Annotated in this window: 16 protein-coding genes; 3 read left to right on the plus strand and 13 right to left on the minus strand. The window is 40.7% G+C overall.

Translation table 11 applies throughout. From position 1 onward, the window contains the following. Positions 1-33 precede the first annotated feature (33 nt). From rnr to fsa, 3 genes are all read right to left on the minus strand, one after another. On the minus strand, positions 34-2,166 hold the full coding sequence (gene rnr, locus ABDW32_RS16800) for a ribonuclease R (RefSeq protein ID WP_343564437.1): 2,133 nt from the start codon (positions 2,164-2,166) through the stop codon (positions 34-36). Positions 2,167-2,443: 277 nt separating this feature from the next. Further along, positions 2,444-2,872: a transcriptional repressor gene (locus tag ABDW32_RS16805; RefSeq protein ID WP_343564439.1), complete on the minus strand. Its 429-nt coding sequence runs from the start codon at positions 2,870-2,872 to the stop codon at positions 2,444-2,446. A 130-nt stretch (positions 2,873-3,002) separates the two neighbouring features. Then, positions 3,003-3,662, minus strand: a complete 660-nt coding sequence (fsa, locus tag ABDW32_RS16810) for a fructose-6-phosphate aldolase (protein WP_343564441.1) — start codon at positions 3,660-3,662, stop codon at positions 3,003-3,005. Between the two features lie 180 nt (positions 3,663-3,842). Here fsa and ABDW32_RS16815 point away from each other — a divergent pair, with 180 nt between their 5' ends. After that, positions 3,843-5,063: an MFS transporter gene (locus ABDW32_RS16815; protein ID WP_343564443.1), complete on the plus strand. Its 1,221-nt coding sequence runs from the start codon at positions 3,843-3,845 to the stop codon at positions 5,061-5,063. Between the two features lie 45 nt (positions 5,064-5,108). On the opposite strand, the gene ABDW32_RS16820 is transcribed toward ABDW32_RS16815, so the two are convergent. The 8 genes from ABDW32_RS16820 to ABDW32_RS16855 all read right to left on the minus strand — a co-directional run bounded on the left by ABDW32_RS16820 (position 5,109) and on the right by ABDW32_RS16855 (position 19,320). Beyond that, on the minus strand, positions 5,109-5,564 hold the full coding sequence (locus ABDW32_RS16820) for an aspartyl protease family protein (RefSeq protein ID WP_343564445.1): 456 nt from the start codon (positions 5,562-5,564) through the stop codon (positions 5,109-5,111). A 129-nt stretch (positions 5,565-5,693) separates the two neighbouring features. Then, entirely contained in the window at positions 5,694-6,632 is a 939-nt protein-coding gene (locus ABDW32_RS16825; protein ID WP_343564447.1) for a malate dehydrogenase, read from the minus strand. Between the two features lie 359 nt (positions 6,633-6,991). Next, a complete protein-coding gene (locus tag ABDW32_RS16830) occupies positions 6,992-7,462 on the minus strand; it encodes a hypothetical protein (RefSeq protein ID WP_077437596.1) in 471 nt (156 codons plus the stop codon). A 349-nt stretch (positions 7,463-7,811) separates the two neighbouring features. Then, positions 7,812-10,136, minus strand: a complete 2,325-nt coding sequence (locus ABDW32_RS16835; RefSeq protein ID WP_343564450.1) for a BamA/TamA family outer membrane protein — start codon at positions 10,134-10,136, stop codon at positions 7,812-7,814. Then, positions 10,108-15,393, minus strand: a complete 5,286-nt coding sequence (locus ABDW32_RS16840; RefSeq protein ID WP_343564452.1) for a translocation/assembly module TamB domain-containing protein — start codon at positions 15,391-15,393, stop codon at positions 10,108-10,110. Before ABDW32_RS16840 ends, ABDW32_RS16835 begins: the two co-directional genes overlap by 29 nt. Positions 15,394-15,710: 317 nt before the next feature. Then, positions 15,711-16,085, minus strand: coding sequence for a DoxX family membrane protein (locus ABDW32_RS16845; protein ID WP_343564454.1), 375 nt, complete (start codon positions 16,083-16,085; stop codon positions 15,711-15,713). Between the two features lie 22 nt (positions 16,086-16,107). Then, positions 16,108-16,449, minus strand: coding sequence for a DUF4342 domain-containing protein (locus tag ABDW32_RS16850; RefSeq protein ID WP_343564456.1), 342 nt, complete (start codon positions 16,447-16,449; stop codon positions 16,108-16,110). A gap of 234 nt (positions 16,450-16,683) precedes the next feature. Beyond that, on the minus strand, positions 16,684-19,320 hold the full coding sequence (locus ABDW32_RS16855; RefSeq protein WP_343564458.1) for a valine--tRNA ligase: 2,637 nt from the start codon (positions 19,318-19,320) through the stop codon (positions 16,684-16,686). 516 nt (positions 19,321-19,836) lie between these two features. Between ABDW32_RS16855 and ABDW32_RS16860 the strand changes: the two genes are divergently transcribed. Together ABDW32_RS16860 and ABDW32_RS16865 are read left to right on the plus strand one after the other, a co-directional pair. Beyond that, positions 19,837-21,438, plus strand: coding sequence for an LTA synthase family protein (locus ABDW32_RS16860; RefSeq protein WP_343564460.1), 1,602 nt, complete (start codon positions 19,837-19,839; stop codon positions 21,436-21,438). A gap of 139 nt (positions 21,439-21,577) precedes the next feature. After that, positions 21,578-23,503: a sulfatase-like hydrolase/transferase gene (locus ABDW32_RS16865; RefSeq protein WP_343564462.1), complete on the plus strand. Its 1,926-nt coding sequence runs from the start codon at positions 21,578-21,580 to the stop codon at positions 23,501-23,503. Positions 23,504-23,509: 6 nt separating this feature from the next. Here the strand turns inward: ABDW32_RS16865 and ABDW32_RS16870 are convergent, their stop codons facing one another. After that, positions 23,510-24,586, minus strand: coding sequence for a hypothetical protein (locus ABDW32_RS16870; protein WP_343564464.1), 1,077 nt, complete (start codon positions 24,584-24,586; stop codon positions 23,510-23,512). 323 nt (positions 24,587-24,909) lie between these two features. Continuing rightward, positions 24,910-26,154 carry a 2-oxoglutarate dehydrogenase complex dihydrolipoyllysine-residue succinyltransferase gene (odhB, locus tag ABDW32_RS16875; protein ID WP_343564466.1) on the minus strand — a complete coding sequence of 415 codons (1,245 nt, stop codon included), beginning with the start codon at positions 26,152-26,154 and terminating at the stop codon, positions 24,910-24,912. Positions 26,155-26,181 lie beyond the last annotated feature (27 nt).

Consider the following 26,181-nt stretch of genomic DNA (forward strand, 5'->3'; position numbering starts at 1 on the left):
ATTACTGATTGGGCCTTTTGATTTCTGACTTTACTACGACAACAACGTAAAATCAATCTGTCGTTTATCCAGATCCACTTTCTTCACCCGGATCTGTACCTCATCGCCCAACTGGAATTTCTTTTTCTTCCGTTGACCTATAATCGCATAGTTCTTCTCATCCAGTACATAGAAATCATCCGTGATATCGCGCAAGCGTACCATACCCTCACACTTGTTTTCTTCAATTTCCACATACATACCCCATTCAGTTACACCCGAGACAATTCCGGTGTATTCTGTGCCGATCTGATCCTGTAGGTATTCGGCTTGTTTGTATTTGATGGATGCACGTTCTGCCTCAGCAGCCTTTTTCTCCATCTGCGAGGAGTGCTCCGCCATCTTCTCGTAGTGCTCGGCATTGACCTTAGTGCCTCCATCCAGATAGAACTGCAAAAGACGGTGAACCATCACATCCGGATACCGACGGATCGGGGAGGTGAAGTGGGTATAATAGTCAAATGCTAATCCATAATGGCTTGTTTTCTTCGTTGTATAGATGGCCTTGGCCATGGAGCGCACAGCCAGAGAGGTCAGCATATTTTGTTCCTTGCTACCTTCAATCTTAGTCATTATCGCATTCAGGGATTTCGCTGTTTCCTTATCTGTTTTAATGGTCAACTTATGGCCAAAACGTGCCGCAAACTGCGAAAATGTAGTCAACGTCTCAGGGTTCGGAACATCGTGAAAACGGTATACAAAGGTTAGTTTGTTTTTGCCGCGGCCTTGTTTTCCAATATATTCAGCCACTTTACGGTTAGCAAGCAACATAAAATCTTCAATCAACTTGTGTGCATCCTTCCTTACTTTGGTATACACGCCTGTAGGTTTACCATTTTCATCCAGGGTGAATTTAACCTCCTCACTTTCAAAGGCAATCGCGCCATTTTTAAACTTACGCTCCCGAAGGATATAAGCGAGTTCATTCAATTTTAGGATTTCATGACTGAAATCACCGGATTTGGTCTCGATGACTTCCTGCGCCTCCTCGTAGCTAAACCGTCTGTCCGAATGGATAATTGTACGGCCAAACCATTGCTCATGGATATTGGCCTTTTCATCCATTTCGAATACTGCCGAAAAACAAAGTTTATCTTCATGTGGACGCAATGAACAAACGCCATTGGACAAACGCTCTGGAAGCATTGGAATAACGCGGTCGACTAAATAGACTGATGTCGCTCGGTTGAAAGCTTCCTTATCCAGCTCGGTATCTGGAATCACAAAATGCGATACATCGGCAATATGCACACCAATCTCATAATTACCATTCTCCAGCTTCTGGAAAGAGATGGCGTCGTCAAAATCTTTGGCGTCCGCAGGGTCAATCGTAAATGTGGGGACGGCTCTGAAATCACGTCTTTTCGCCATCTCTTCCTTACTGATTTTCTCCGTGATTTTATTGGCCTCAGCTTCTACTTTCTTTGGGAATTCCAATGGAAATCCATAGTCAGCCAAGATTGCATTCATCTCAGTATTGTTTTCGCCCTTGGTGCCCAGCACATGTTTGACTGTTCCCACCGGATTCTTACTGCCACTTGGCCAGTCGATAATTGAAACCACGACTTTCTCTTTATCTTTAGCACCGTTCAGGTTGTCCAACGGAATAAAGATGTCGTGCAACATCTTGCGGTCATCAGCAATAAAAAATGCGAAATTATTTGAAATGCTGATCGTTCCGGTAAAGTCTGTTTTGGCGCGTTGAAGGATTTCAACAACTTCACCTTCTTTTTTGCGGCCACCTTTTCTCTTTTCAAAAGTGTGTACTTTAACAATATCTCCGTGTAGGGCCTGTCTGAGTTTACGCGGCGCAACATAGATGTCGTTTTCAAATTCATCATCCGGAATAATATAGGCGGAGCCATCTGCTGTCATATCCACCTTTCCCGTGACATATACTTTGATCTGCTTAAGGTTAAATTTCCCGCGCTCTACTTCCACGAAAAGTCCGCTTCGCACATTGTCCTGTAAAATATCAGCAATGGCAACTTTGGAATCGTTGTCCGTCAGATTCAATTTGGAAGAAACTTGTTTATAGTTGAGCGGCTTGTTTCCTGATTTTTCGAAAATATCGATAATCAGTTGCGTTAATACCTCTTTATAGGGATTTTCTTTTCTTGTCTTCATTCGTGTTATTATTTACTCATCTGTGTTCGCAACCAGGTCATTTGAACGATACCTGCTGTGCTGTGCCTGCATTACAAACTAGTAGGCCCAATTCTTTACAGGGGTATTAGCCCGCTATATCTAATAAACCGACAATTTGCGTAATCTTTATCCGTTGATACAAGGTACAAAAAAAACAGCAGTCATCAGTGTAATAGTCCAGCTAATCGGAGCAAATCCGATTTCCAAACTATAGACAGACCAAGCGAAAAATTGTTTTAAAGCTGTATGTTGTGATTTATTTTTTACAGTGATTACATACGCCAAGCGCGTTTACGGCAATTGCCTCAAGAATAAAACCGTCGGGGATAGACACTTTTGGTAATGTAATTTCGTCCAGGCAATAGACCGAGTTACATACCCGACAGATGAAATGTACGTGTTGGTCATGATGGTCGTGTTCAGAGCAGTTGGTGGAACACATGGCATAGGTAGCGGTTCCATGCAGATCAAAGATCTTGTGGATAATACCTTTTTCCTCAAAACTGGCTAATACACGGTACAATGTCACACGGTCAATATCCTTACCCAATAATTTCTCCAGTTCCGGTTGGGAAATGGCCGAATCTTTCGTTGAAATAATTTCAAGCACCTTTAAACGAGGTTGGGTAACTTTTAAACTATTTCGTTTCAGAATTTCTGGATATACGGTATTGGATTGTTCCATGGACTTCTTTCGTTAAACCTTAGATCAACTACAAAAATAAGCAATTTATCCACATAAGAAAACCGATAAGGTTAAGATTATTGTCATCTTCCCCTTATCGGTTTGAACCTATATCTAAATACAGCCTATTTTATTTACCCGCAGCTTTCGCGTGGTCAGCTAAGAATGTTGCTAAACCGCTATCGGTCAATGGGTGTTTCAATAGGGATAAAATTGCCGATAATGGACCTGTCATTACATCCGCACCGATTTTAGCACAACCCAAGATGTGCGCGCTATGGCGTACGGAAGCAGCTAAGATCTGTGTTGGGTATTGATAGTTATCATAAATCAAGCGGATATCTTCGATTAATGCCAATCCGTCTGTAGAAATATCATCCAAACGACCGATAAAAGGAGAAACATATGTCGCACCAGCTTTTGCAGCCAACAAAGCTTGACCAGCAGTGAAAACTAATGTACAGTTTGTTTTGATGCCTTTTTTGCTGAAATATTTGATTGCTTTCACGCCATCTTTGATCATAGGAACTTTGACCACAATTTTGCTGTCAAGTGCAGCCAATGCTTCGCCTTCTTTGATCATTTCTTCATAAGTTGTAGAAATAACTTCAGCGCTCACGTCGCCGTCAACAATTGCACAGATTGCTTTGTAGTGGTTGATTACGTTCTCCTCACCGCTGATACCTTCTTTAGCCATTAAACTTGGATTGGTTGTTACACCGTCTAATACGCCTAAGTCCTGGGCTTCCTTGATTTGCTCTAGGTTCGCTGTGTCAATAAAAAATTTCATTGTATATGTTATTGAATGATAATTATTTGATTATTTTAACGTTCAAAATAATAGCTGCAAAGTTATAGATTATATTCCAGTATTACACATCTATTTCGATGAATTAAATCATTATTTTTCCAAAATACAATCGCTTACGGTTATTTTTTGTTATACTTTTATAATATATCTTTATAATATATGCAGGTTTTTAGGGCGCTCCATTATAGAAACTTCCGTCTACATGTAATAGGACAGGCAATTTCCCTGATGGGAACTTGGATGCAGCGGATAGCAATCAGCTGGCTGGTCTATGAACTGACAGGTTCCGTCTTCTGGTTGGGTTTTGTTCAGTTTATTTCCTTATTGCCCTCCTTGGTTTTGTCTCCATTTATCGGAAGTTTTGTTGATAAACACAAGAAGTATAAATTGGTGTTATTGACGCAGATCGGTCTGATGATACAGGCCGGAATGCTGACCTTGGTGGTCTACCTCAAGTGGGAGAGTGTGCTGTGGCTTTCAGTCCTCGGTTTGATACAAGGGGTCATCAATTCCTTCGATGTGCTCGGTAGACAGTCTTTGATGATGTATCTGGTCGGCGACCGTAAGGATCTGCCAAACGCTATTGCGCTCAATTCTACCATCTTTAACGGAGCCCGCATGCTTGGACCCGCCATTGGTGGGATTTTACTCAGTACCTATGGTGAACTGGTCTGTTTTGCTTTGAATTTTATCAGTTTCGTACCTGTCATCATCACCCTTTTGATGATGCGGGTGGATGAAACCCATGTGCAGTTAAGCAAAGGGAGCAACTGGGAGGGACTGGTTGAAGGATTTCGCTATCTCAAACGTTCACCGCATATCTCTTCCTTGATTATTATCATGACTTTTTCCAGTTTGATTGTCATTCCTTATACTTCACTCTTACCCGCCATCGCAAAAGAAATGTTTCATGGGGACGAACGCATATTCTCCTGGTTTGAAAGTGCTGCCGGATTGGGAGCCATGATTGGTGCATTTAATATGGCACGACTGAAATCAGGAACGAATCTACGCTATCAGGTGATGGGAGCTGCAGCGCTGATGGGGCTAGCGTTACTTTTTCTGGCGCATTCAAGTATGTTACAGATGGCCTTAGTTTATGTGATGCTGGTTTCCTTTGCCATGATGATGCAGAATTCCAGTATCAACACCTACATCCAGACACATGCCATACCGATCTACCGGGCACGGGCTATCTCATATTATGTCATGGCCTTTCAGGGGATATTTCCAATAGGAACACTCATGATCGGTTCCTTAGCCAGCTACTGTGGGCTCCGCACAACCTTATATCTCATGGGGGGGCTGGGAATAGTCATTGCTTTGCTCTATTACACCTATCTACGGATGCATATTCATAAACGACTTTTTCGATTTTAGTATTGAGTAGTTAGTATTTAGATTTTAGGAGTACAAGCCGAGGGCTTACTTACTCTTGATTTTTCGGTCCCGCAAGCGTAATGTTTGTTTTGCGTAATCAATAACAGCTCCATAGTCGGCGAAAATATCACCCCCCAATACGCCGATCACAGGTTCCAGATCCATTTGTTGATAGGCATAGTTGATTGAACTTAGATCCAGTACGGCGGTTTTTAATTTATTGATGTGCCATGTACCGATTGTCAAACGGGGAATTTCCATGTTAAAGCTTTCCATCGAGTTGGTACCAAGACCTGTAGATAAGGTTTCTGAGGGTTCCAACAGCAATTGATCTTCCAAAAGATGTCCCAATTGTGTTTTGTCAAAAACGGTTTTAGACGCTCCTGTATCAATAACCATTTTAAAGCTGCGTTCGTATAGTGTCACATCTACCAGAATATGTGTTCCTTGTCCCTGAAGATCTAATATTTGAAAAGGTACTGTTGTCATATTCCCAAACATAGCCAAAAATTTAATTAAAAAAGAAGGTTGAAGTCGGCTTATCCTCCTACAAACGTAAAATCTTTTCTACAACATGAGAAGAGGCTGTTATTTCTAATAACAGCCTCTTCTCGCACTTGTTTATGTTGATTACAATACCTTTATCTCTTTCAAAACATTATTCATGGCGCGCACGGCATCGGCACTTTTGTTGAACTTCTCCTTGTCTTCCTCATCCAGTTGCAAAGGAATAATGCGATCCCAACCTTTTTTGTTAATAACAACAGGCACACCGAGATTAATGTCCTCCTGACCAAATTCACCTTCGAGGTAAACAGAAGCGGTAAATAATTTACCTTGGTCACGGACAATACTTTCTACCACCGCGGCCGTAGCAGCACCGGGAGCATACCAAGCTGACGTTCCGATCAGGCTTGTTAATGTCGCTCCACCTACCATCGTCTTTTGAACAATCTCTGCCTGCTCTTCGGCAGTAAGAAAATTACTGACCGGAACGCTGTTCCACGTGGAGTGCTTGATCAGTGGGATCATGGTTGTATCACCATGACCACCAATGACAATGGCATTGAGATCAGCAGCCGAAGCATTTAATTTTTCACTCAATTGATATTTGAAGCGGGCTGAATCCAAAGTTCCACCCATTCCGATGATCCTATTCTTAGGCAAACCGCTCGATTTGAGTGCAAGGTAGGTCATCGTATCCATAGGGTTGGAAACAATGACAATAATGATGTCAGGAGAGTGTTTAACCAAATTCTCTACAACTGATTTGACAATATTTGCATTTGTTCCGATCAATTCCTCCCGCGTCATTCCCGGTTTACGGGGGATGCCAGAAGTGATGACCGCAACAGTAGAGCCGGCGGTAGACAGATAGTCATTGGTTACACCCTTTATTTTGGATTCAAAACCCAATAAGGCCGCTGTTTGAGCCATATCTTGCGCTTTCCCTTCTGCAAACCCTTCCTTGATATCCAATAACACAATCTCCTCAGCGACATTTCGACGGATTAAATTGTCAGCTGTAGTTGCGCCTACAGCTCCTGCACCAACAATAGTTACTTTCATATGTAAATTATTTGTTTATTCATGAGCTAATTTCCCCTTCTAAAGCATACATATTGCTTTCGGCAGTGTTTATGGCCGTACGGAATATCCAGTCTATTTTCACGAATGCTTGTGCTATTTTTAGACATGGATATTTCATGAGCATGTATGTGAATGATTAAATATTGCTTGAATTTAACGAATTATTGTCAGTAAATCAATCAATTTCACTGGAATAACTTGTTTTTTTAGGAAGATAAATGCGGGGTCAGGACTGATTGTGCTATTTTCTATGCTTGTTATACAAGATGGTTAATTGATTAGGTATCTTGCAAGTGTAAAATTCACCTGCAAGATACCCCGGAGACTTGGACCTATGCTTACTTTGCAGGAACTTCTATCTCGATCGTTCCCTCTTCCAATGATAGGATGTTTTTGCCTTGTAGGCTGCCTGTTTTCTTTAAATTTTCGAAAAATTCTTCTGTCGTTCCTGCATGGGCAACTTGGATAGTTGACTTGTCTTTTTTAAATTTTAGGTTTGCGCCTTTTACGCCTTTGCATGAAGCTATGTTGTCTTTAAATTTATCGACATCGTCATAGGATGCTATACCTACGACATGTATGGTAGTTGCTGGAGACATGGAACTATCGGCCTCTTTTTTGTCTTTCTTCTTGAATAGACCACCAATTGTTTTAAGTGTCTTGCCAGCTCTGTTTACTGTTTCCGCTGCACCTTCAGCCGTATTTAACGCATAGTCTACCTTGGACTGCGCTAATGCATTGTGGCCTGTGGAGATTGTGATAAATACAATTCCCAATAGTCCACAAATCTTCATGATGTTTGATTTCATAATTTTTTTGAATTTTAAATTGTTATTCATTTAACATGTGTATAATATTCTTTGATCTGCTTTGAGAGATAAAGTTATGGCGACTAATGCTCAAAAGCGCTCCACCTTATAAGGTGGTCGTTTTTTGGAGATCGCTTACCGGGTTAGACTTGAAGGAAAGAAACCGAAATGGACTATAAAAAGAATGAGCCCGATAAAATATCGAGCTCATTACCTTGATTATTATTTTGACCTTGTTCAACTTATAAACGGCTCTTTATGTTGAGAAAGCCTCTTGCTCCGGTGAATACCCAGTCACAGGCTGTTGCCGTTCATAGTATAGGTCGATACGTACGACCTCAAAGCGCAGCTAGAATGGATAACCGATAGCCAGATTGAACATCAGGTTATCTTTGCGCCATTGGGAACTGCCAAAATCGATGTCCTTAAATACCCAACGTTCCCCCTTAGGCAAATAGGGGATACGGAATGGAATCGAAAAATCTGTTCGGATGATCAGGAAGGTAAAGTCGAAGCGCAAGCCGGCTCCGCCACCTACAGCGAGTTCATTCAAGAAGTTTTTGCTGAATTTAGCACCAGGTTTGTTCACATCTTCTCGTTGTAACCACACATTACCAGCATCGATAAATGCTGCCCAATGAACAAAACCAGCCAGTTTCGAACGATACTCTGTGTTTAGCTCCAACTTGATATCACCAGTCTGATCCGCATAAAATAGTCCGTTGCTCAATTTCTCTGGAGCAACTGTTCCAGGACCTATTGCACGGGCACCAAAAGCACGGATACTGTTTGGCCCACCAACATAATATTGTTTCAAATAAGGTAGGGACCGCGAGTTACCATAGGAATAACTCAATCCGAGACTGACCCGCGATGCCAATTGCGAATTCTCGGATAATTTCAAATAATGTCTACCATCACCGCTTAATTTAATATACTGCGAGAAATAGGCATCGAATAATTTGAAAGTCTTGCCTTTATTAAAATCGGCTCCTTTGATCAAACCAAGGATATTCCCCGAAAGATCCAAATTGCCTTTGAAATAGAACGTATTCTTCAAATGTTGCTTCATCGTATTCTGGAACGTGAAGTTATAGTTGGGGCCGATTGTAAACTGAGGGTCGATCGCATGCCGCAACGCTGGAATGGTATCCATCTGCTTTTGGTAATTTTCCGAAATGCCTTTAGGCTGCACATAGGTAATTTCCAACAAAGCAAGGTCATGTTGTTTTTCTTCAGACTCTTGCCAGATATAACCATAATCCAATGCAATCGAATTCAAGGTATAGGCTTTACGACGGTTTAAGAATTCATAACGTCCTTTGACATAGGTTTTGGGAATAAAACGACGGGAAGGATCAATGCTTCCGAAAGGACTAAGGATACGTGGAAAAGTCAATGTCGCTTCAGCACCATAGCGGTAATAACTGGAATTTAGATCCGCATTTCCTCCAGTCTGGGTCTCATAACCGCCAAAGACATTAAAGCTCAATTGCTCCGCACCCTTAAATGCATTACGCAGTGTCCAGTTGACATTGACCTCCGTACCGTTGTACACAGAAGCCATTTTTCCCAGTAGCTCTACCCGCAAGGATTTTTTTGGCAGTGGCGTTAGGTAATAATAGACATCAAGCGCATTTGGCACTTCTTTGCTATCCACAAAGTTGTTCTTTACAAATTTCCAGCTGTTCAGATTGACCAAATGGCTGATCGTCTGGTTGTGCGCTGTACGATTATATGTATCTCCGGGATGGAAAAAGATATGTTTTGCGATAACGGGTTTGCGAAAGGTATGTCTCCGGTCTATAAAATAGTAACTGCTATCAAACAACTCTGCATTTCGGGTAGACCGTTGGTAACCTGAACTTGTTTCTGTATAATTCGGAAAAATATAGATCTTATTGATTTTGGAAGGAACCTTCGCTTGTGCTGGCGTTTCCTTTTTTACCGTTACATACATGTCGACCCTGTTGTTTCGGTGTGAACTGTCGACTTGTACAAGGATATAATCAGGACTAAAATAGTAATACCCTTTGTTTTTAAGATCATTGTCAATGCGATCTCGCTCATTTAATATGACGTCCAAGCTGTAATTTTTCCCGACCTGAAGCAGACTTTTGTCGGATGAAGAACGTATATCCCGACCCAGTTGTGTTGTGCTGTCAACGTCGAACTTGACCGATCTGATCCGGTAGATCAGGTTCGGTTTGGCCGTGTAGTTTATTGTTGCTTTCTTTTCCTCAACCAATGTATCTGATTTTACCTCGGCATTAAAAAAACCAATGTTTTCCATGCGGTTACGCAACAGATTCTCGTTGTATTCGCGGTTGACATCACTTAGCAATACAGGTTCTTCACCAATTTTCTTGAAGAATTTTTTGATGATATTTTTATTGGCCGAATCACCGGCCATATTATTAAAATATAACTTAAACGGTACACCTGCCAGACGCTTATTGGGTTTAGGCATCAATGATGATTGGAGATAGGTTGCTAGTTTTTCCTTATTCTCCTTGGAAATCGTATCTGAATCTATAATGACATTACCCTTGACGTATAGGCTTTCACCTTCTTTCAAATTCTTGGTGGAAGAACAGGACGTGATAATCGTCGTTAACGTTACTATTGCAATGGCAAATTTCAGTTTAGCCCACATGATAACTCCTTTCCTCATCTTCATTTTTAATCGCAGTTGTTCTTATGGTATCCAAGTTTGTTTTGGGACTCGGCTGTTTTGACTGATTTTTGCCCGAATCCAATTGTTGTTTACGCTTTTCCTTTTCGCGTTCTTCAATACGTTTTCTATATTCCGGACTATGCAGCATCAAACTATCTCTGATGACAGTTCTTACGCTATCCCGATAGACCGAATCCGTTTCCATACGTTCCACATTGAAACGTTTTCTGAAGCCTTTGCTGTCCGTATCATAATACTCTTTGAGTTTTTTTGAACTCATCCAGATTTCTTTAAACTTATTATAATCCATATTGATAATAAAGCCGATACCGGTCTCGACATATTGCCCCTGTAGCGTTACCTGATATTGGTTTTTGCGATAGACGCGAGCAAAATAACGGCCATCTTGTGATAATTGATAATCCAGCTGGATGTCACCCGCAATATTATTGGCGGTCTCACCGGGCCTGGTATTGCCCTCAACCTCAAAATTGGAACCTATCGTAATTTTCAGGCGGTCATTCAGGAGCATTTTTGATACACCGATATTTAAGTCGGTTCGAGTTTGTCCAGCACCGGTTGCGTAATCCTGTTCAGATGTGAGGTTGAAATCCAGCTCTACACCAGTGATCAATTCCGAAGCTAAGCGGTTCAATTGTCCACTAAGGAACGAACTGATGCTATTCCGGACGATAGCCTCGGTACCACCACCACCGGATAAACTTTCAAATGGATTTGTCGACATAAATCTGCCCAATACAATGAGAGAGAATACCTGTTTATTGAGCTCTGATGGGTTTTCACGGAGGGTAGTCAAGGCATTGTTGACTTTGCTGACCACATCCTGGGACACGATAGAGTTATTCTCATCCAGATCAATATCAAAACCCAATTGGGGTTGGAAGAGTTTGTCCGTGATTTTTAACAACACATTGAATGGTACGCGTTGTTTATACAGGTTCGCGTTTTCAGATCCCAATTGTGTCGCAACCAGCTCTAAGGTAGGGGCTTTGGTCGTATAGGCTGCCGTAATATTGAGCCGCGCATCCAATGGGTCTCCGTTCCAGGTGATCGTACTTCCTTTTTGGAAGGTAAAATCTTTTTTCACGGGACCAAAACTAAACGAGTAGCTTCCTTTGTCTACCGTAAATGTTCCGGACAGGGTAATTTTGCTGCTGGCATCTATCCCCGCATTTAATTCCGCCTGACCTTGGATATTCAGCGCATCCTGTGAACCTGCATCAAGGAGAATCTTAAACTTCGCTTCCTTATCTGTCTGTAGGTTCAGATCCACATCCATTCCGGTCAATTTGGTAACAGTCATGGAATCCAATTTCGCAAATACATTTGCACGTGCTGTATCGCTTTTATCGACAAATTCGACCACTCCTTTGCGATCAGCCATACCTGGGTTCTCATTTGGCATCACAAAAGTGAAATCGGTATCACCAAGGACCTTGATTGTTCCATCTACAACCGGCTTGTCCAGATTTCCTCTGATCCTGAGGTTGGATGTCAGGTACATCTTTCCATAGAACATGTCGTTGTCCGTCTGGGTGGAGTTTAAGACTTCAAAATTGTCCGTATTGACGTTGAAATTAAAATCAAAGTCGGTATAGGTCTTTGTATCTATCGAACCGGTAACTTTGGCAATATTTCCTTTCTTATCCTCCAACGCAAATTTCGTGAAGTTGATTCCGCTATTATCAAAATGGATCGTCTCATCCTTTGCTTTGAAAAGAGCGTTCAACATAGCAATATTAAACTGGGCTTCTTTAAATCTGACATCACCATCGATCAGCGGTTTGGATGGTGAACCGGTAATTTTCAGTTGACCTTCAAGGTTTCCCTTTGAATCTTTTAGATAGCCCAAACTAAATGCCTGCACCGTCTGCATTGTCAACGGCTGGATATCCAATGTGAAGTCCAGACTCGATTCGCCTTTCGGAGGACTGATAAAATCTCCACTTAAAACGACATTATTGCCATTTTCGCTAATACTGATCTGTGCATTATAGGTGTTTTCTTTTTCATTGTTGACTTTGATATTCACATTCCCCACAGTATCTTTTCCAACATAGAATTTATTGATGACCAGATCCGAAACAAAAACCGGACTACTTTCCAGACGTGATATTGTCGCCTGTCCATTGATACCACCCCCCAGATCTACAATATCGCTTTCCAGCATTTTACTTAAGGTTTCGATACGGAAGTTTTTAAAGGAAATATTTACCGGTGAATTCAATACGCTGTCCTGCGAGGATATATTCAATTCCTGCCCTTTACTGCTTAGGATAAAATCTTTTGCCTGAATACCGGTGCTTCCAAATTTAAGTACATTGGCAGGATTTACATTCCATTTGTCATAGTTCAGCATTAAGCCGTCTTGATGGAGGCTGAAAACAAAAGCGCCATTGTCTACCGCCATATCTCCGCCCAAATGGTACTGTTCTTTCTCTTTTTTATCTTTTATCCACAATCCAAAATCCAGGTTATTCTGAATGACGGAACCACTGAATACAGTATTGATAAGTTCGATATTGTTGACCTTTATCTTATTGATCAGCGCCGAATAGTATAAGGTGCTGTCCAGGGTATTGATATCCAGCGTCACGTTATTGATTTCTGTTCCACTATAGATTATTTTTGGTGCATCCAATTTGGCCAGAATTGTTTTGGTCTCACTATTAAACATCCCATCCAGTGTGATATCTTTCATCTCTGTCAGTTCTGGAACAAAATCCTGTACAAATCTAGTCCGGGTCAACTGCGCCGAAAATTCGATATTCTGGGGTTCATATTTCGGCACCTTAACAGGTTTTCCGGGTTGATAATAAACTTGCAGAATATCTTGAACAGCATTTTGTAATTCCAGAACCTTATACTTCCCGACTAAGTGGGCATTTAAAAAGTCCGATTTTAAAAGGAGCAGATTCCTGCTAGTATCTGATTTTGCAATCAGCGATATACTATCCAATGAATAATAGGCATCATTGTAGGCAATAGAGGAATTGGTAATATGTGCCTCCCCATTTAAAAAATTGGGATCTGCTGAAGTAAAATGTCCCACCAACTTACCGTGGTATTTGAAATCGTCCTCCATCAGTTTCAGGTTTTTGAAATTGATGGTGTCCACCATCAATTCAAAATCCACCTGCGGATATTTAGATTTCATATTGGCGGTAGCATCCAGCTTTAATTTAATATTGGGGTCAGGACTCACAACAGAAGCTTTAATATCTCCTTTGTCTGCGGTTAGATTCATATCGATATTCTGATAACGATAACCTAAAGCGTCTACGCGGTTTACTTTGCCGTCGAAATTGGCAACAAGTTTTTTGGGATCTGTACCATGGCCTTTTAATTTTCCTTCAAATGAAAGTATACCCAAGGTACTATCCATTTTCATGATCTTACCAATATCAAAATCACGGATACTAACAAAAGCATCGTAGGTCGTATCTCTACCTGCCATGCTGACTTTCCCATCAAATTTGGCTGTTCCTTTTTCAGTTACCAAGGAGAGATTGGTATCAAAAGCAGTCATACCACCTTTGAAGGTTCCGGTCAATCCGATTGTATTTGGTAATTGCAGGCTTGCTGGTAACATACTTTTAGCGACCAATTTTTCAATATCCGAGCGGCCTGTCGTTAATTTTTTCAGATTGAGGTCCATGGACATCTTATCTACATTGGGTAGGCCCCTTAACCGCAGGCTTGCAACAACCCGTGTATTGGATAGCGTCTGGAAATCGATATTGGGAATATTCAGGTCATTTAATTTACCCACTACTCGGCCATCAATATTAAACTTCTTGTCCATCAACGGTTTCATAACCTGCATTGTATCAAGGAACGGTGCAAAATAGTAAATGTCACGCATATCGACACGGCTCTTCTTGATTGTCGCATTGACGTAGATCAGTTCAGGTTTCTTTGTAATAATATCCAATGAAGGATAGCTCACTTTGAGATAATCCCGAATGAGTGTACGTGGAGTCTCCGCGTATAGGTTTTTAATTTCTGCCCCCGTATTGGTATATTTAAAGTCCCCCTTAAGCTGTTTGATGACGAGGCCCGAGTGATCGGATGCGGTCAGTTCATGCAACGACCCACTGATCGAGTCCGCACTATAATATAAATCCGTTAAGTTCGTTTTTATTCCGGGAATCTTGATGTTGAAATAATCAAAACCTTTCATACGGGCTTGGTTGTCATCCCGGTAGGCTAGGCTGCTGTTGTTAACCGTAATATCTTTGGCAGAGACAACCCACTTGATTTTTGTCGTATCAGCAGTCGTGTTGCCCTTTGATGGAGTTTTCTTGGCTATTTTACCAAAAAGCACATCATTATCCGAACCATCCAGGTGGATGGTTTGAATATCCACCAGTTCCTTGTTTAAATCAATTTTGTTGATGTCTGCGCGGAGATTCTTGATGTTAAATTTGGTTTTAAGTGCACTGGATTGATCTTCATAGCGCACAAAGATATTGGCCAGATCGGCAATCTGTATCCCTACATCCGGCAGTAGGCTGGTCGTCTGTGCCGTCTTGTCTGTGATGCCAAAGTCTTCGACCGTAGGGCCCGTACCATCTACGACCGGTCGCCATTGTTTTACGGTTGCATTTAACCCGTCTATTTTTACCTTCGGTAGATTGAAGGCCATGTTTTTGGTCAGGTCAAATTTCTTGATATTGGTGTTTAGCGTACCTAAATAAACATCAGCACTTGTTCCAATAACATCATCCGCATAAACGATATGAAATTTATCAAGTTTTACTTTATCCAGATTGAACAATAGGGCAGAGGTCGTATCGGCAGTAGGCTTGCTCTCCTTTTCGGAGGCAAATGCTTTGACGATATAATCGAAGTTAAAAGAACTGTCCGGTAGTGTTCTGCGGATTTTTGCGGTCATCCCTTTTGCTTCGATACGCTGGATCTCTACCGTATTTTTCAATAACTTGAGCATATTGATATCGACGGCAATGCGCTGCCCAGCGACAAGAGTATCTTTGCTCTGGTCTTCCAGATAGATATCCTGTAATACTAATTTTTTGGGAAAATCAATATTGATGTAACCGATTTTCACCGGTGTGCCTATTTTTCCTTCAACATAGTGAGTTACTTTCCCTGCAATATAGTTCTGAACGGAGGGTATCCGGATTAAAAATACAACTAGAATAACCAGCGCAATGATTACTCCAATAATCCACAATATTGTTTTGAAAGCAATTCGGGTAAATCTGTTCAACGTATAATTTGATTTAAGTATCTATTAATAAAAATTAAAACGGAAAAAAGTTTGCAAAGTTTTTCAGATATTAACTTATATCGCCGCCATATCAGCAAACTAAGATAAATTTGCTTGTATATGCAAGTTTAATTTGTGCAACATATGTCGACAAATTTTAAACAATTTTCCAACCATCCCTAAAAACATTGTTAGTGAAGGGATAATCTATAAAACACATCAAATAATTGACCAAACCATTTTTGGAGTATAAAGTTTTTTGTTTTTTAATTTTATGCTAACAAAAGCACGCGATATCGATCAATTTGTCAACGCCATTATTCCATTAGCTTTTTGTATTTTCCCCAATTTTCAAAGATCACCCATAACCAAATGATGAAAAGTACAGCCCAGATAATTAATCCGACTTGGCTATAGAAAATCATATTATGTGTGAAAATGCCAATTAGGATTGGAAAGATAACCAATGCGCCTACTGTTCTGGTCTTCGGGAGAATGAACAATAAGCCACCGAGGATTTCAATGATCCCCACCAGCGGCATTAGCCATTTTATGGTGCCGAAAGCTTGAAATACCTTCTGCATATCCATGTCCATTGGAGGAACAGGCATATAATGAAGGAGCTTATCTAGACCAGCATTGATAAAAAGTAGGCCAAATAATGCGCAAAGGATATTCTTAATGGTTTTCATAATCGTAAATTTTAAGATCGGATTAATTGACAGTGATTGTTGTTGGCGGTTCTGCGGAATCATCCGGTTTTTCCGCCTCTTTCTTTTCGCTGTTTCGTTCCACCGTGATTGTACATTCGGTGAGCAAAGCTGCCACTGCACCAATGGCAGCAAATACCGGTGCTAAAATCAGTCCTATTGCGCCGACAGTAACCGGAAAACTCATGATCTCTTTGCCATGTTTGTCTGAAATACTGATTTTATTCACATTACCCTCTGCAATGATTTCTTTGATCTTTTGTAAAAGGTTTTCACCATTGATTTGAAATGTCTCCTTGAATCCCATATTGTTATAATTTAAGTTCGCTCTTATAAAGTTATTCATTTTTTTACAGGAATTCCTATAAAGTTAAAAATCAACAGTTAGCAAGGACACAATATTTATCATTCCTAGGAATCATGTATGGAGATGAGAGTGAAAAAACGAAACCTCACAAAAGTGAATATAACCTGTTGATGATTGAAATGGCATAGTATGACATACGAATAGATTTAAAGAAAATAGGGGCTGCCCGATTTTTTTCGAACAGCCCCTATGGAAACATATCGTCTGTATCTTTTAAGCTAAAGTGGCTAAACTATCCTGAAGAATCTTGATTTTAGCTTCTGCATCGGCTTTCTTACTTTTTTCGTTTTCTACGATTTCAGGTTTTGCATTTTGCACAAAACGTTCATTGGAAAGTTTTTTGTCTACAGAGATTAAGAATCCCTCCAGGTACGCCAACTCTTTTGTAATACGTTCGCGCTCCGCTTCAACATCGACATTGTTCTCTAGAAGGACATAACATTCATCCTTACCCGCAAGGAAACTTGTTGCACCAGGTACTTTTTCCGTAACAAATGTGACTGCCTCCAGGTTGGCAATTTTCGTGATGATCGCGATGTACTGTGCAAGGTCGGTGTCAGACTGTTGGTTGATCGCTAAAGGTAAGGCAACTTTCGGTGAGATACCTTTCGAGTTGCGGATATTACGAACTTCAGAAATGATCTGTTGTGCAATAGCAAAATCTTTGATGATCTGCTCATCAAATGCGCTGACTTTTGGAAATTCAGCGACAATGATACAGTCTTTTTTCTCTTTTGCACCGAACAGCTCATCATGCCACAGTTCCTCGGTTAAGAAAGGCATAAAAGGATGTACAAGTGTCAATATACGTTGGAAGAAAGATTTGACCACTTCCAAAGTTTCCGAAGCTATTGGCGAACCATAAGCTGGTTTGACCAACTCCAGGTACCAGGCACAGAAATCATCCCATACCAATTTATAGGTTGTCATCAAAGCATCCGATAAACGATAATGCTTGAAGTTTTCTTCAATTTCAGTCAATGCTTGATTGAATCGTGCGTCAAACCATGCAGCGGATATTTTGTCTGACGCTGATGCCGGCGCATCGATAACCTCTAGGCCTTTTACCAAACGGAATGCATTCCAGATTTTGTTAGCAAAGTTACGCCCTTGCACACACAGTTCAACATCAAATGGTAAGTCATTTCCAGCAGGTGCCGTCAATAACATCCCCATCCGGGTAGCGTCAGCACCATACTCATTCATCAAATCAATAGGATCAGGTGAATTGCCCAAAGATTTTGACATCTTACGTCCTAACTTGTCCCGTACAATACCGGTAAAATAGACATTTTCGAAAGGGAGCTGTCCACGGAATTCATAACCCGATACAATCATACGCGCGACCCAGAAGAAAATAATATCCGGAGCAGTAACCAAATCCTGTGTAGGATAATAGTAGTTGATTTCCGCATTTTCAGGTTCATTGATGCCATTAAATACAGATATTGGCCACAACCAAGCTGAAAACCAAGTGTCAAGCACATCTTCATCCTGACGTAAATCCGAAAGTGTTAGGTTTGCGTTGCCTGATTTTTGTTGTGCCAATGCAAGCGCTTCTTCAACAGTTTGCGCAACGACAAAATCCTCGTTACCATCACCGTAGAAATAAGCTGGTATCTGGTGCCCCCACCACAGTTGTCTCGAAATATTCCAATCAGTAACATTTTCCATCCAATTGCGGTAGATGTTTTTGAATTTCGTCGGATGAAATTTAATGGTATCATCCATGACATTATCCAAAGCCGGTTTTGCCAGATCTTCCATTTTCAAGAACCATTGGTTAGAAATCTTAGGCTCGATAACAGCACCGGTTCTTTCAGATGTTCCGACATTATTGGTATAGTTTTCGACTTTTTCCAATAATCCTTTTTCTTCCAGTTCTTTTTCGATTTCTTTACGTACTTTAAAGCGATCCATGCCAGCATAATGTAAGCCGTTGTCGTTTAATTTCGCTTCGTCGGTAAAGATATCCACAAATTCCAGATCGTGCTTTTTACCCAATGCGTAGTCATTCACATCGTGCGCCGGAGTTACTTTAAGACAGCCGGTACCAAATTCAAGATCCACATACTCGTCTTCAATGATATTCACTTTACGTCCTACAATAGGCACGATCACTTGTTTTCCTTTCAACCAGGTGTAGCGTTCGTCGTTTGGATTGATACATACTGCTGTGTCACCAAAGATCGTTTCAGGACGCGTCGTCGCAACGACAATATATTTGTCCGTTCCTTCAACCTGATATTTCAGATGGTATAATTTTCCGTTCTTTTCCTTGTAAACAACTTCTTCGTCTGAAATATTGGTTTTTGCTTCCGGATCCCAGTTAACCATGCGGTAACCACGATAGATTAATCCCTTATTGTACAGGTCAACAAATACTCGGATCACGGATTGATATAATTCAGGGTCCATGGTAAAACGGGTGCGATCCCAATCACAGGAAGCACCTAGTTTTTCCAGCTGCTTTAAGATAATGCCACCATATTTTTCTTTCCATTCCCAAGCATGCTTTAAAAAATCCTCACGGGATAGGGATCTTTTGTCAATACCTTGCTCCTTTAACATAGCGACGACCTTAGCTTCAGTGGCAATGGAGGCGTGATCTGTCCCCGGTACCCAACAGGCGTTTTTGCCCTGCATACGTGCGCGGCGAATCAAAACGTCCTGAATAGTATTGTTCAGCATATGGCCCATGTGCAATACGCCAGTGACATTCGGTGGCGGCATTACAATCGTATAGGGTTCACGTTCATCAGGAGTGGAACGGAAAAATCCGTTCGCTTTCCAATAGCTGTACCATTTTTCTTCAGCTTCTTTTGGATTGTAAGTTTTCGCTATGCTCATTTTAAATTTTATATACAAATTTTTAAGGAATACAAAAGTAAGGAATTCTACGTTATTTTCCTTGTTATCATTGATCTTGTTATTGATGGTAGATCAAAACCTCCACACTCATATCTCAATATTTGATACTCAGATCTTAATACTTTTTTAATCTTTTCTTCATATTACTAGTTGGTTAGCCTAGTTTTAATGTAAATTAATGTAAATTTGCCTGTTTTATTTTTACACGAAGGGATGCAACGATTTGCGAACGAACTTAGAGCGTTAACACAATATTTTTTGTTTTGGCTAATTATCTGTTTTATAGATAGATTTATTTTTATTTCTGCTTTTTTTGAGAAAATAGGAACTGCTCATTTCACGGAGATTTTTAGAATATATTTTCATGGATTAAGCCTTGATTTTTCGGCGGTATCCTATATCTGTGCTCTTCCCTTTCTTGTTTATTGTATTCTTGGATTTTTCCCAAAGATTCAGCCCCGACGCACCATCCTTGATATTTACACGATAGTTGTATTGGTTTTATTTTTTGTGACGAGTTTTATCAATGTCAATATCTATCGGGAATGGGGAGATAAAATATCTAAGCGTGCGATAGATGCCTTTCTTGCTTCACCATCTGGCGCAGTAGCTTCCGCGGAATCTACACCGGTTTTTTTCCCGATCCTGGGGATGTTAGTGGGGATATGCTGTGGATATTTTCTCTACCGCTGGATGTTCAAGAAAGTATATTTCTATAATCTCAAATCAGCGCTTGGTAACTTTCTGAAACTGGCCCTTGGAGTTTTTGTTCTCTTCACCTTTATCCGTGGTGGTTATGGTCGTGCGACTCTAAATCCAAGTAAGGCCTATTATTCTGAGGTTACTTTCTATAATCACGCTGCTGTGAATACCCAATGGTCGCTTCTGCGCGACTTTTTCACCAAGAGTACAAAACTGAAAAGCCCTTATGATTTCTATGGCTCGGATAAACAGGGAATCCAGGAACTCCTGAAGCCTGCATTCCAGAGTCAGCCCGATTCATCGATTGAAGTGTTATCCACCACACGCCCCAATGTCGTAATTATTATGCTGGAAAGTTTTGTTGGTGACCTTATCCAATCGTTGGGCGGGGAGAAGGGAATTACCCCACATATGGAAGAACTGATCAAAGGCGGAATTTTATTTGATCATATCTATTCCGCAGCTGACCGCTCGGATAAGGGAATGGTCGCCATACTGAGCGGATTCCCTGCACAGGGGCCCGAAAGTATCATTAAATATATCGACAAACACGAAAATATGCCCGCTATTGGTCAAGAATTTGATCATGCAGGCTACGAAACCTCTTTTTATCATGGCGGACAAAGTGAATTTTATAATTTCAAGTCCTATATGTTGACACATGGTATTTCCAAAGTAGTGGATAACGCTAACTTTGGCCTGGATGCTGAGCGGGCTTCCTGGGGAGTTTACGATCATGTGGTCTTCAATCAGATGATCAATGATTTTAACAAAGAGAAACAGCCTTTTTTCTCAACCATATTTACGCTGATCAATCACGAACCATTTGAATTAAAGCATGGTTATAAATTTGGCAGTAGCACCAATGCCGATAAATTCCGAAGTACGGCGAACTACACGGACTCAGCTGTTTTTGATTTTATTGGTAAAGCCAAGAAAGAAGCCTGGTACAAGAATACACTTTTTGTGATTGTAGCAGATCACGGCCATCGTTTACCATCGGAAAAGTGGGAACTTTTCCATCCGAATAGATTTCATATCCCGTTGCTCTTTTTCGGAGACGTGATCAAACCTGAATATCGGGGTAAAATCTTTAATCGCATCGGAAACCAGACTGATTTAGCAACAACACTGTTGACACAATTGAAACTTCCGACCAGCAGGTACCATTGGAGTCGCGATTTATTTAATCCAACGACGCCACAGATTGCTTTTTATAATTCCAAAGATGCTTTCGGTGCCGTTACACCGCAGCAGTCGGTATCTTTTGATAATGTTGGCCGGATCATTAATTATAGATCCAATAAAGAATACCCCGCTGCCAAAACAGATAGTATATTGAATATTGCAAAAGCATATTATCAGCAGGTTTATAGTGAATTTCTAAAATATTAACCTGATAAAATACCTCTTGTATAAGAAGCGAAAATGTTCGAGGAATATAAGGGGCAGATGACTTTTAAATTTCCCTAGGTAATAGGAAGACCTTAAAAAAGGGGGAAAATGAACTGATGAATAAATAAACTGTTTACATATGAAATTAAAAGGAATATTAGCTCCCTATTTTGCCGTCGCCATTCGCTTTATCTTTCTTTTGGTCATTTACGCCCTGCTGAGATGGGGATTTTACCTGTCGAATGCTTCCTTATTTCCTAACGTAAACACCCCAAAACTCATTGTGATGTTTGGAGGTGGACTACGTTTTGATATAGTTGCTTTGCTCTACCTGAATATTCTATACATTGTTATGCAGACGGTACCCGGACCATTCATAGCTAATCCGACCTATCAACGGATTTCCAAATGGATCTTTGTGCTTGTCAATTCGCTGGGAATTGCCCTGAATCTAATTGACTATGCCTACTATCCCTTTACTTTAAAACGGACTACCGGTACGGTATTGAGCCAGTTCTCGAATGAATCCAATCTTTTCAAATTGGCCTTTGACTTTTGTATTGATTACTGGTATCTCCTGTTGGTACTTGCGTTGCTTGTTTATGGTTTGTCAAAATCCTATCGATTGATCCAACTGGAAAAACCGAAAAGCTATTCATGGAAATCTCTCTTTGTTCAGCTGCCTTTCTTTTTATTGACTGCCTTTCTTTTTATAGGTGGTGTTCGCGGGGGCTGGGCACACAGTACCCGCCCGATTACCCTGAGCAATGCCGGTGATTATGTAGATACGCCCGAAGAGATGAATATTGTGCTCAATACACCCTTCAGTATATTGAAAACATTAAAAGCTGTCAGTCTCAAGCCTGTACATTATTACTCGGAACAGGAACTGACAAAACTGTATGATCCAATCCATCTTCCACAGACAGACAAACCTTTCAATAAAAAGAATGTTGTTGTGCTCATCTTGGAAAGTTTCGCAAAGGAACATTTTGGTGAACTGAATAAAGATATTCAAGGGGGAAAATATAGAGGATATACGCCTTTTTTAGATTCCCTGATCCGTAACGGATATACCTTTACCGATACCTATGCGAATGGGCGCAAATCCATCGACGCCTTGCCTTCGGTGATTACAGGCATTCCTTCCATTGGCGAACCTTTTGTGCTTTCTGTGTATTCGGGGAACGAAACCACCAGCTTGGCTAAGCTTTTAGGAAAGAAAGGATATGAAACTGCATTTTTCCATGGAGCTCCAAATGGGAGCATGGGCTTTTCTGCCTATATGAAATTGGCAGGAATACAGCATTATTTTGGTAAAAATGAATATAATAACGATCAGGATTTTGATGGGATCTGGGGAATCTGGGATGAACCTTTTCTACAGTTTACCGCCAATAAAATCAATACGTTAAAACAACCGTTTTTTGCAAGCTTCTTTTCGCTGTCCTCGCACCATCCTTTTAAGGTACCGGAAAAGTATCAGGGTAAATTTCCGAAAGGACCACTACCGGTACAGGAACCGATCGGTTATACCGATAATGCACTACGTGAATTTTTTGCGACTGCATCTAAAATGCCCTGGTTTAACAATACCTTATTTGTGATCTGTGCTGACCATGCTACGGTAAGCTATCTCCCCGAGTATCAGACTGCTGCGGGAGGATTTCAGATTCCGATTATATTTTATGCCCCAGGTGATAAGCTAGTCGGAAAGGCGGAGAAATTGGTGCAGCAGATCGATATTATGCCTACCGTCTTAAACTACCTCCATTACGATGAACCTTATTTTGCATTTGGCTCAGATGCATTTAAACCAGGACGGGATAATTTTGTCCTGAACAATAATGCAGGAAGCTACAATTTTTACTACAAAGATTATATGATGTCTTATGATGGTCTTAAACCGGTTTCCCTCTACAATATGAAACAGGATCGGCTGATGAAACAGGACCTGATCAAACAGCATCCAGCGGTCTTGGACACAATGGAAACCAAGATGAAAGCTTTTATTCAACAATATAACAATCGGATGATTGACAATAAGCTGACCTATAAAAAGTAGGTCAGCTTAATTTGATTGCTGTTTTTGAAATTTGATCCGGATGCTTCTATCGATGACAAAGAGGACTAGGTCATACACGATATAATATAATGGCATGCTAACAATAAACAATAAGATAAACCCACGGGCATTATGATCAAAAATTCCGTTGACCAAGTAATTGGCTACACTAGTCCAAAACCAGCACAAAATATTAAATGTGGCTGGTACGATCAGATTTCCAATTAACAAGGCATAACGGTAACCGCCTATTTTGTATTTTTTGTAGATATACCTAATATGTAAACAGCATAGCATAATGAATCCGATCAATGCAAGGAGTTCTGGATGGATCCAAAGGATGATGTTTGCCAGAAAGGGAGCCTTTTCCCCGACTTCGATCGTAAAGCTCTCTTTTTTTCGGACAGACTCGATGTTCCAATGAGTCAGCCTGTCCGTTTGCTGTTGGGGCGTGCCTAGATCCGCTGTATATATTTTTATTTTACTCCCCGTGTGTAGGTATAGCTCAATTGGGCCAAAGGAAGACCAGTACTTGGAGGGAAATAGGAGATATTCAATCTTATATTTTCTGATGATATCCCGCCGGTCATAGCCCATAAAAGCACGGTATTGAACTTTGATACTGTTTTCTCCCTTATGAAGTTTAGCTGTAAAATAGAATCCGTCACTTAACTCAATTCGTTCCCATTCATCTTGCCCATAGTTGATCTCATAATAACCATTGTTGAGCCGCAAAAAGGAGAACTGCGATTTTCGCTGATCCAAAGGAATAGATTTAATCTCTTTTTGGTTAACATTTACCCTTTCTAAGCGATCTAGATTGAGGGCAAGGAACACCAAAGGAAAGTCCATATTTTCCTCCGCATGGATAATATATTCGATATTGAATTGGCTCTGATAATCATAATCCAACGTGTCTTGCACAAGCTGTATATCTATTCGCTCACGAAGTACTTTTGCTTTACTTGAAGGAACCAATTGTGCAGTAATACTATGGGGACTGTAAGGATTGGCCATGTTGGCTGAGAGCGTCAGCACACGGAGCAAAAGAATAATTGTTAGACCTATTATATTACTGTTCATAATTGCTTGTTTAATATTATCCATGCTGTCGGCAAAAAATGAATCTTGTTAGTTGTTTGATTTGCTGATAATCGATTAGCAACCAGATATCTTCAGGTGAAAGTATAAATTAAAATAAAGAAATTAAAACCTCAATTTAGATTCGTAGGTAGAAAACTCACAAAAGCAGTATAAGGCGGGCTTGGGGGAGGATAGCGCTTATACCCAATTTATATTCGTAAAATCCTGAAAGAAATCAGGGCTAGGGGAGAGAAGGCAAAGTGCAATAACAAAAAAGACCTGTACGATTACCGTACAGGTCTTTTTATATAATTTGATAACAATTATACACCCAACAACAAACGAGCTGGATCTTCCAATAATTGTTTTACACGAACCAAGAAGCTTACTGACTCACGGCCGTCAATAATACGGTGATCGTAAGAAAGCGCGATATACATCATTGGACGGATTACCACTTGTCCATTCTCAGCGATCGGACGTTGGATGATGTTGTGCATACCCAAAATTGCTGATTGTGGTGCGTTGATGATAGGGGTTGACATCATGGAACCAAATACACCACCATTAGTTATTGTAAATGTACCACCAGTCATTTCGTCGATCGTTAATTTGTTGTCACGTGCTTTACCAGCCAATGTAGCAATTGCTTTTTCAATTTGCTCCAAAGACATCGATTCCGCATTACGGATTACTGGTACAACCAGCCCTTTAGGTGCAGAAACAGCGATGGAAACATCCGCGAAGTCAGAATATACGATTTCATTTTCTTCGATACGTGCATTTACTGCTGGCCATTCAGCCAATGCTGTTGTTACGGCTTTTGTAAAGAAAGACATAAAACCAAGGCCGATACCAAATTTCTCTTTGAATGTATCTTTATATTTAGCACGTAGATCCATGATCGGTTGCATATTGACTTCGTTGAAAGTTGTCAACATGGCAGTTTCATTTTTAACGGCAACTAGGCGTTTTGCGATAGTTTTACGTAAAGACGATAATTTCTCACGACGCTCATTTCTAGAACCAGCAACATGTGCAGCAGTAGTTGTTGCCGCAGGAGCAGCAGGCTTCGCAGCTGGGGCTGCAGCTTTAGCAACAGGTTGAGCCTTTTCAGCATCTTCTTTTGTAATGCGGCCATCTTTACCTGTTCCTTTTATAGTTGAAGGATCAATTCCTTTTTCTCTCAAAATTTTTGCAGCAGCAGGAGAAGCTGTACCAGCAGCGTAGCTATCTGGATCTTCGTCTTTTGCAGTGGCAGCAACTGGAGCTGCATTAGATGATGCCTCAGCAGCAGGTGCAGCAGCCGGAGCTGAATCGCCAGCAGGAGCTCCACCTTCTTCAATTGTACAAACGACAGCACCGATTTCTAAAGTATCGCCTTCTTGCGCAATGATTCTTAAGATACCCGCTTTTTCAGCTGGTAATTCAAACGTAGCTTTGTCTGACTCCAGTTCGGCGATGTTTTCATCCATCTCCACATAATCGCCATCTTGTTTCAACCATTGTGATAAGGTTACCTCCGTGATTGATTCACCTACGGTTGGTACTTTAATTTCTAAGCTCATATATAATGTTCTTTATTGACAATTGCG

It is taken from the genome of Sphingobacterium sp. (assembly GCF_039596235.1).
Classification (GTDB): domain Bacteria; phylum Bacteroidota; class Bacteroidia; order Sphingobacteriales; family Sphingobacteriaceae; genus Sphingobacterium.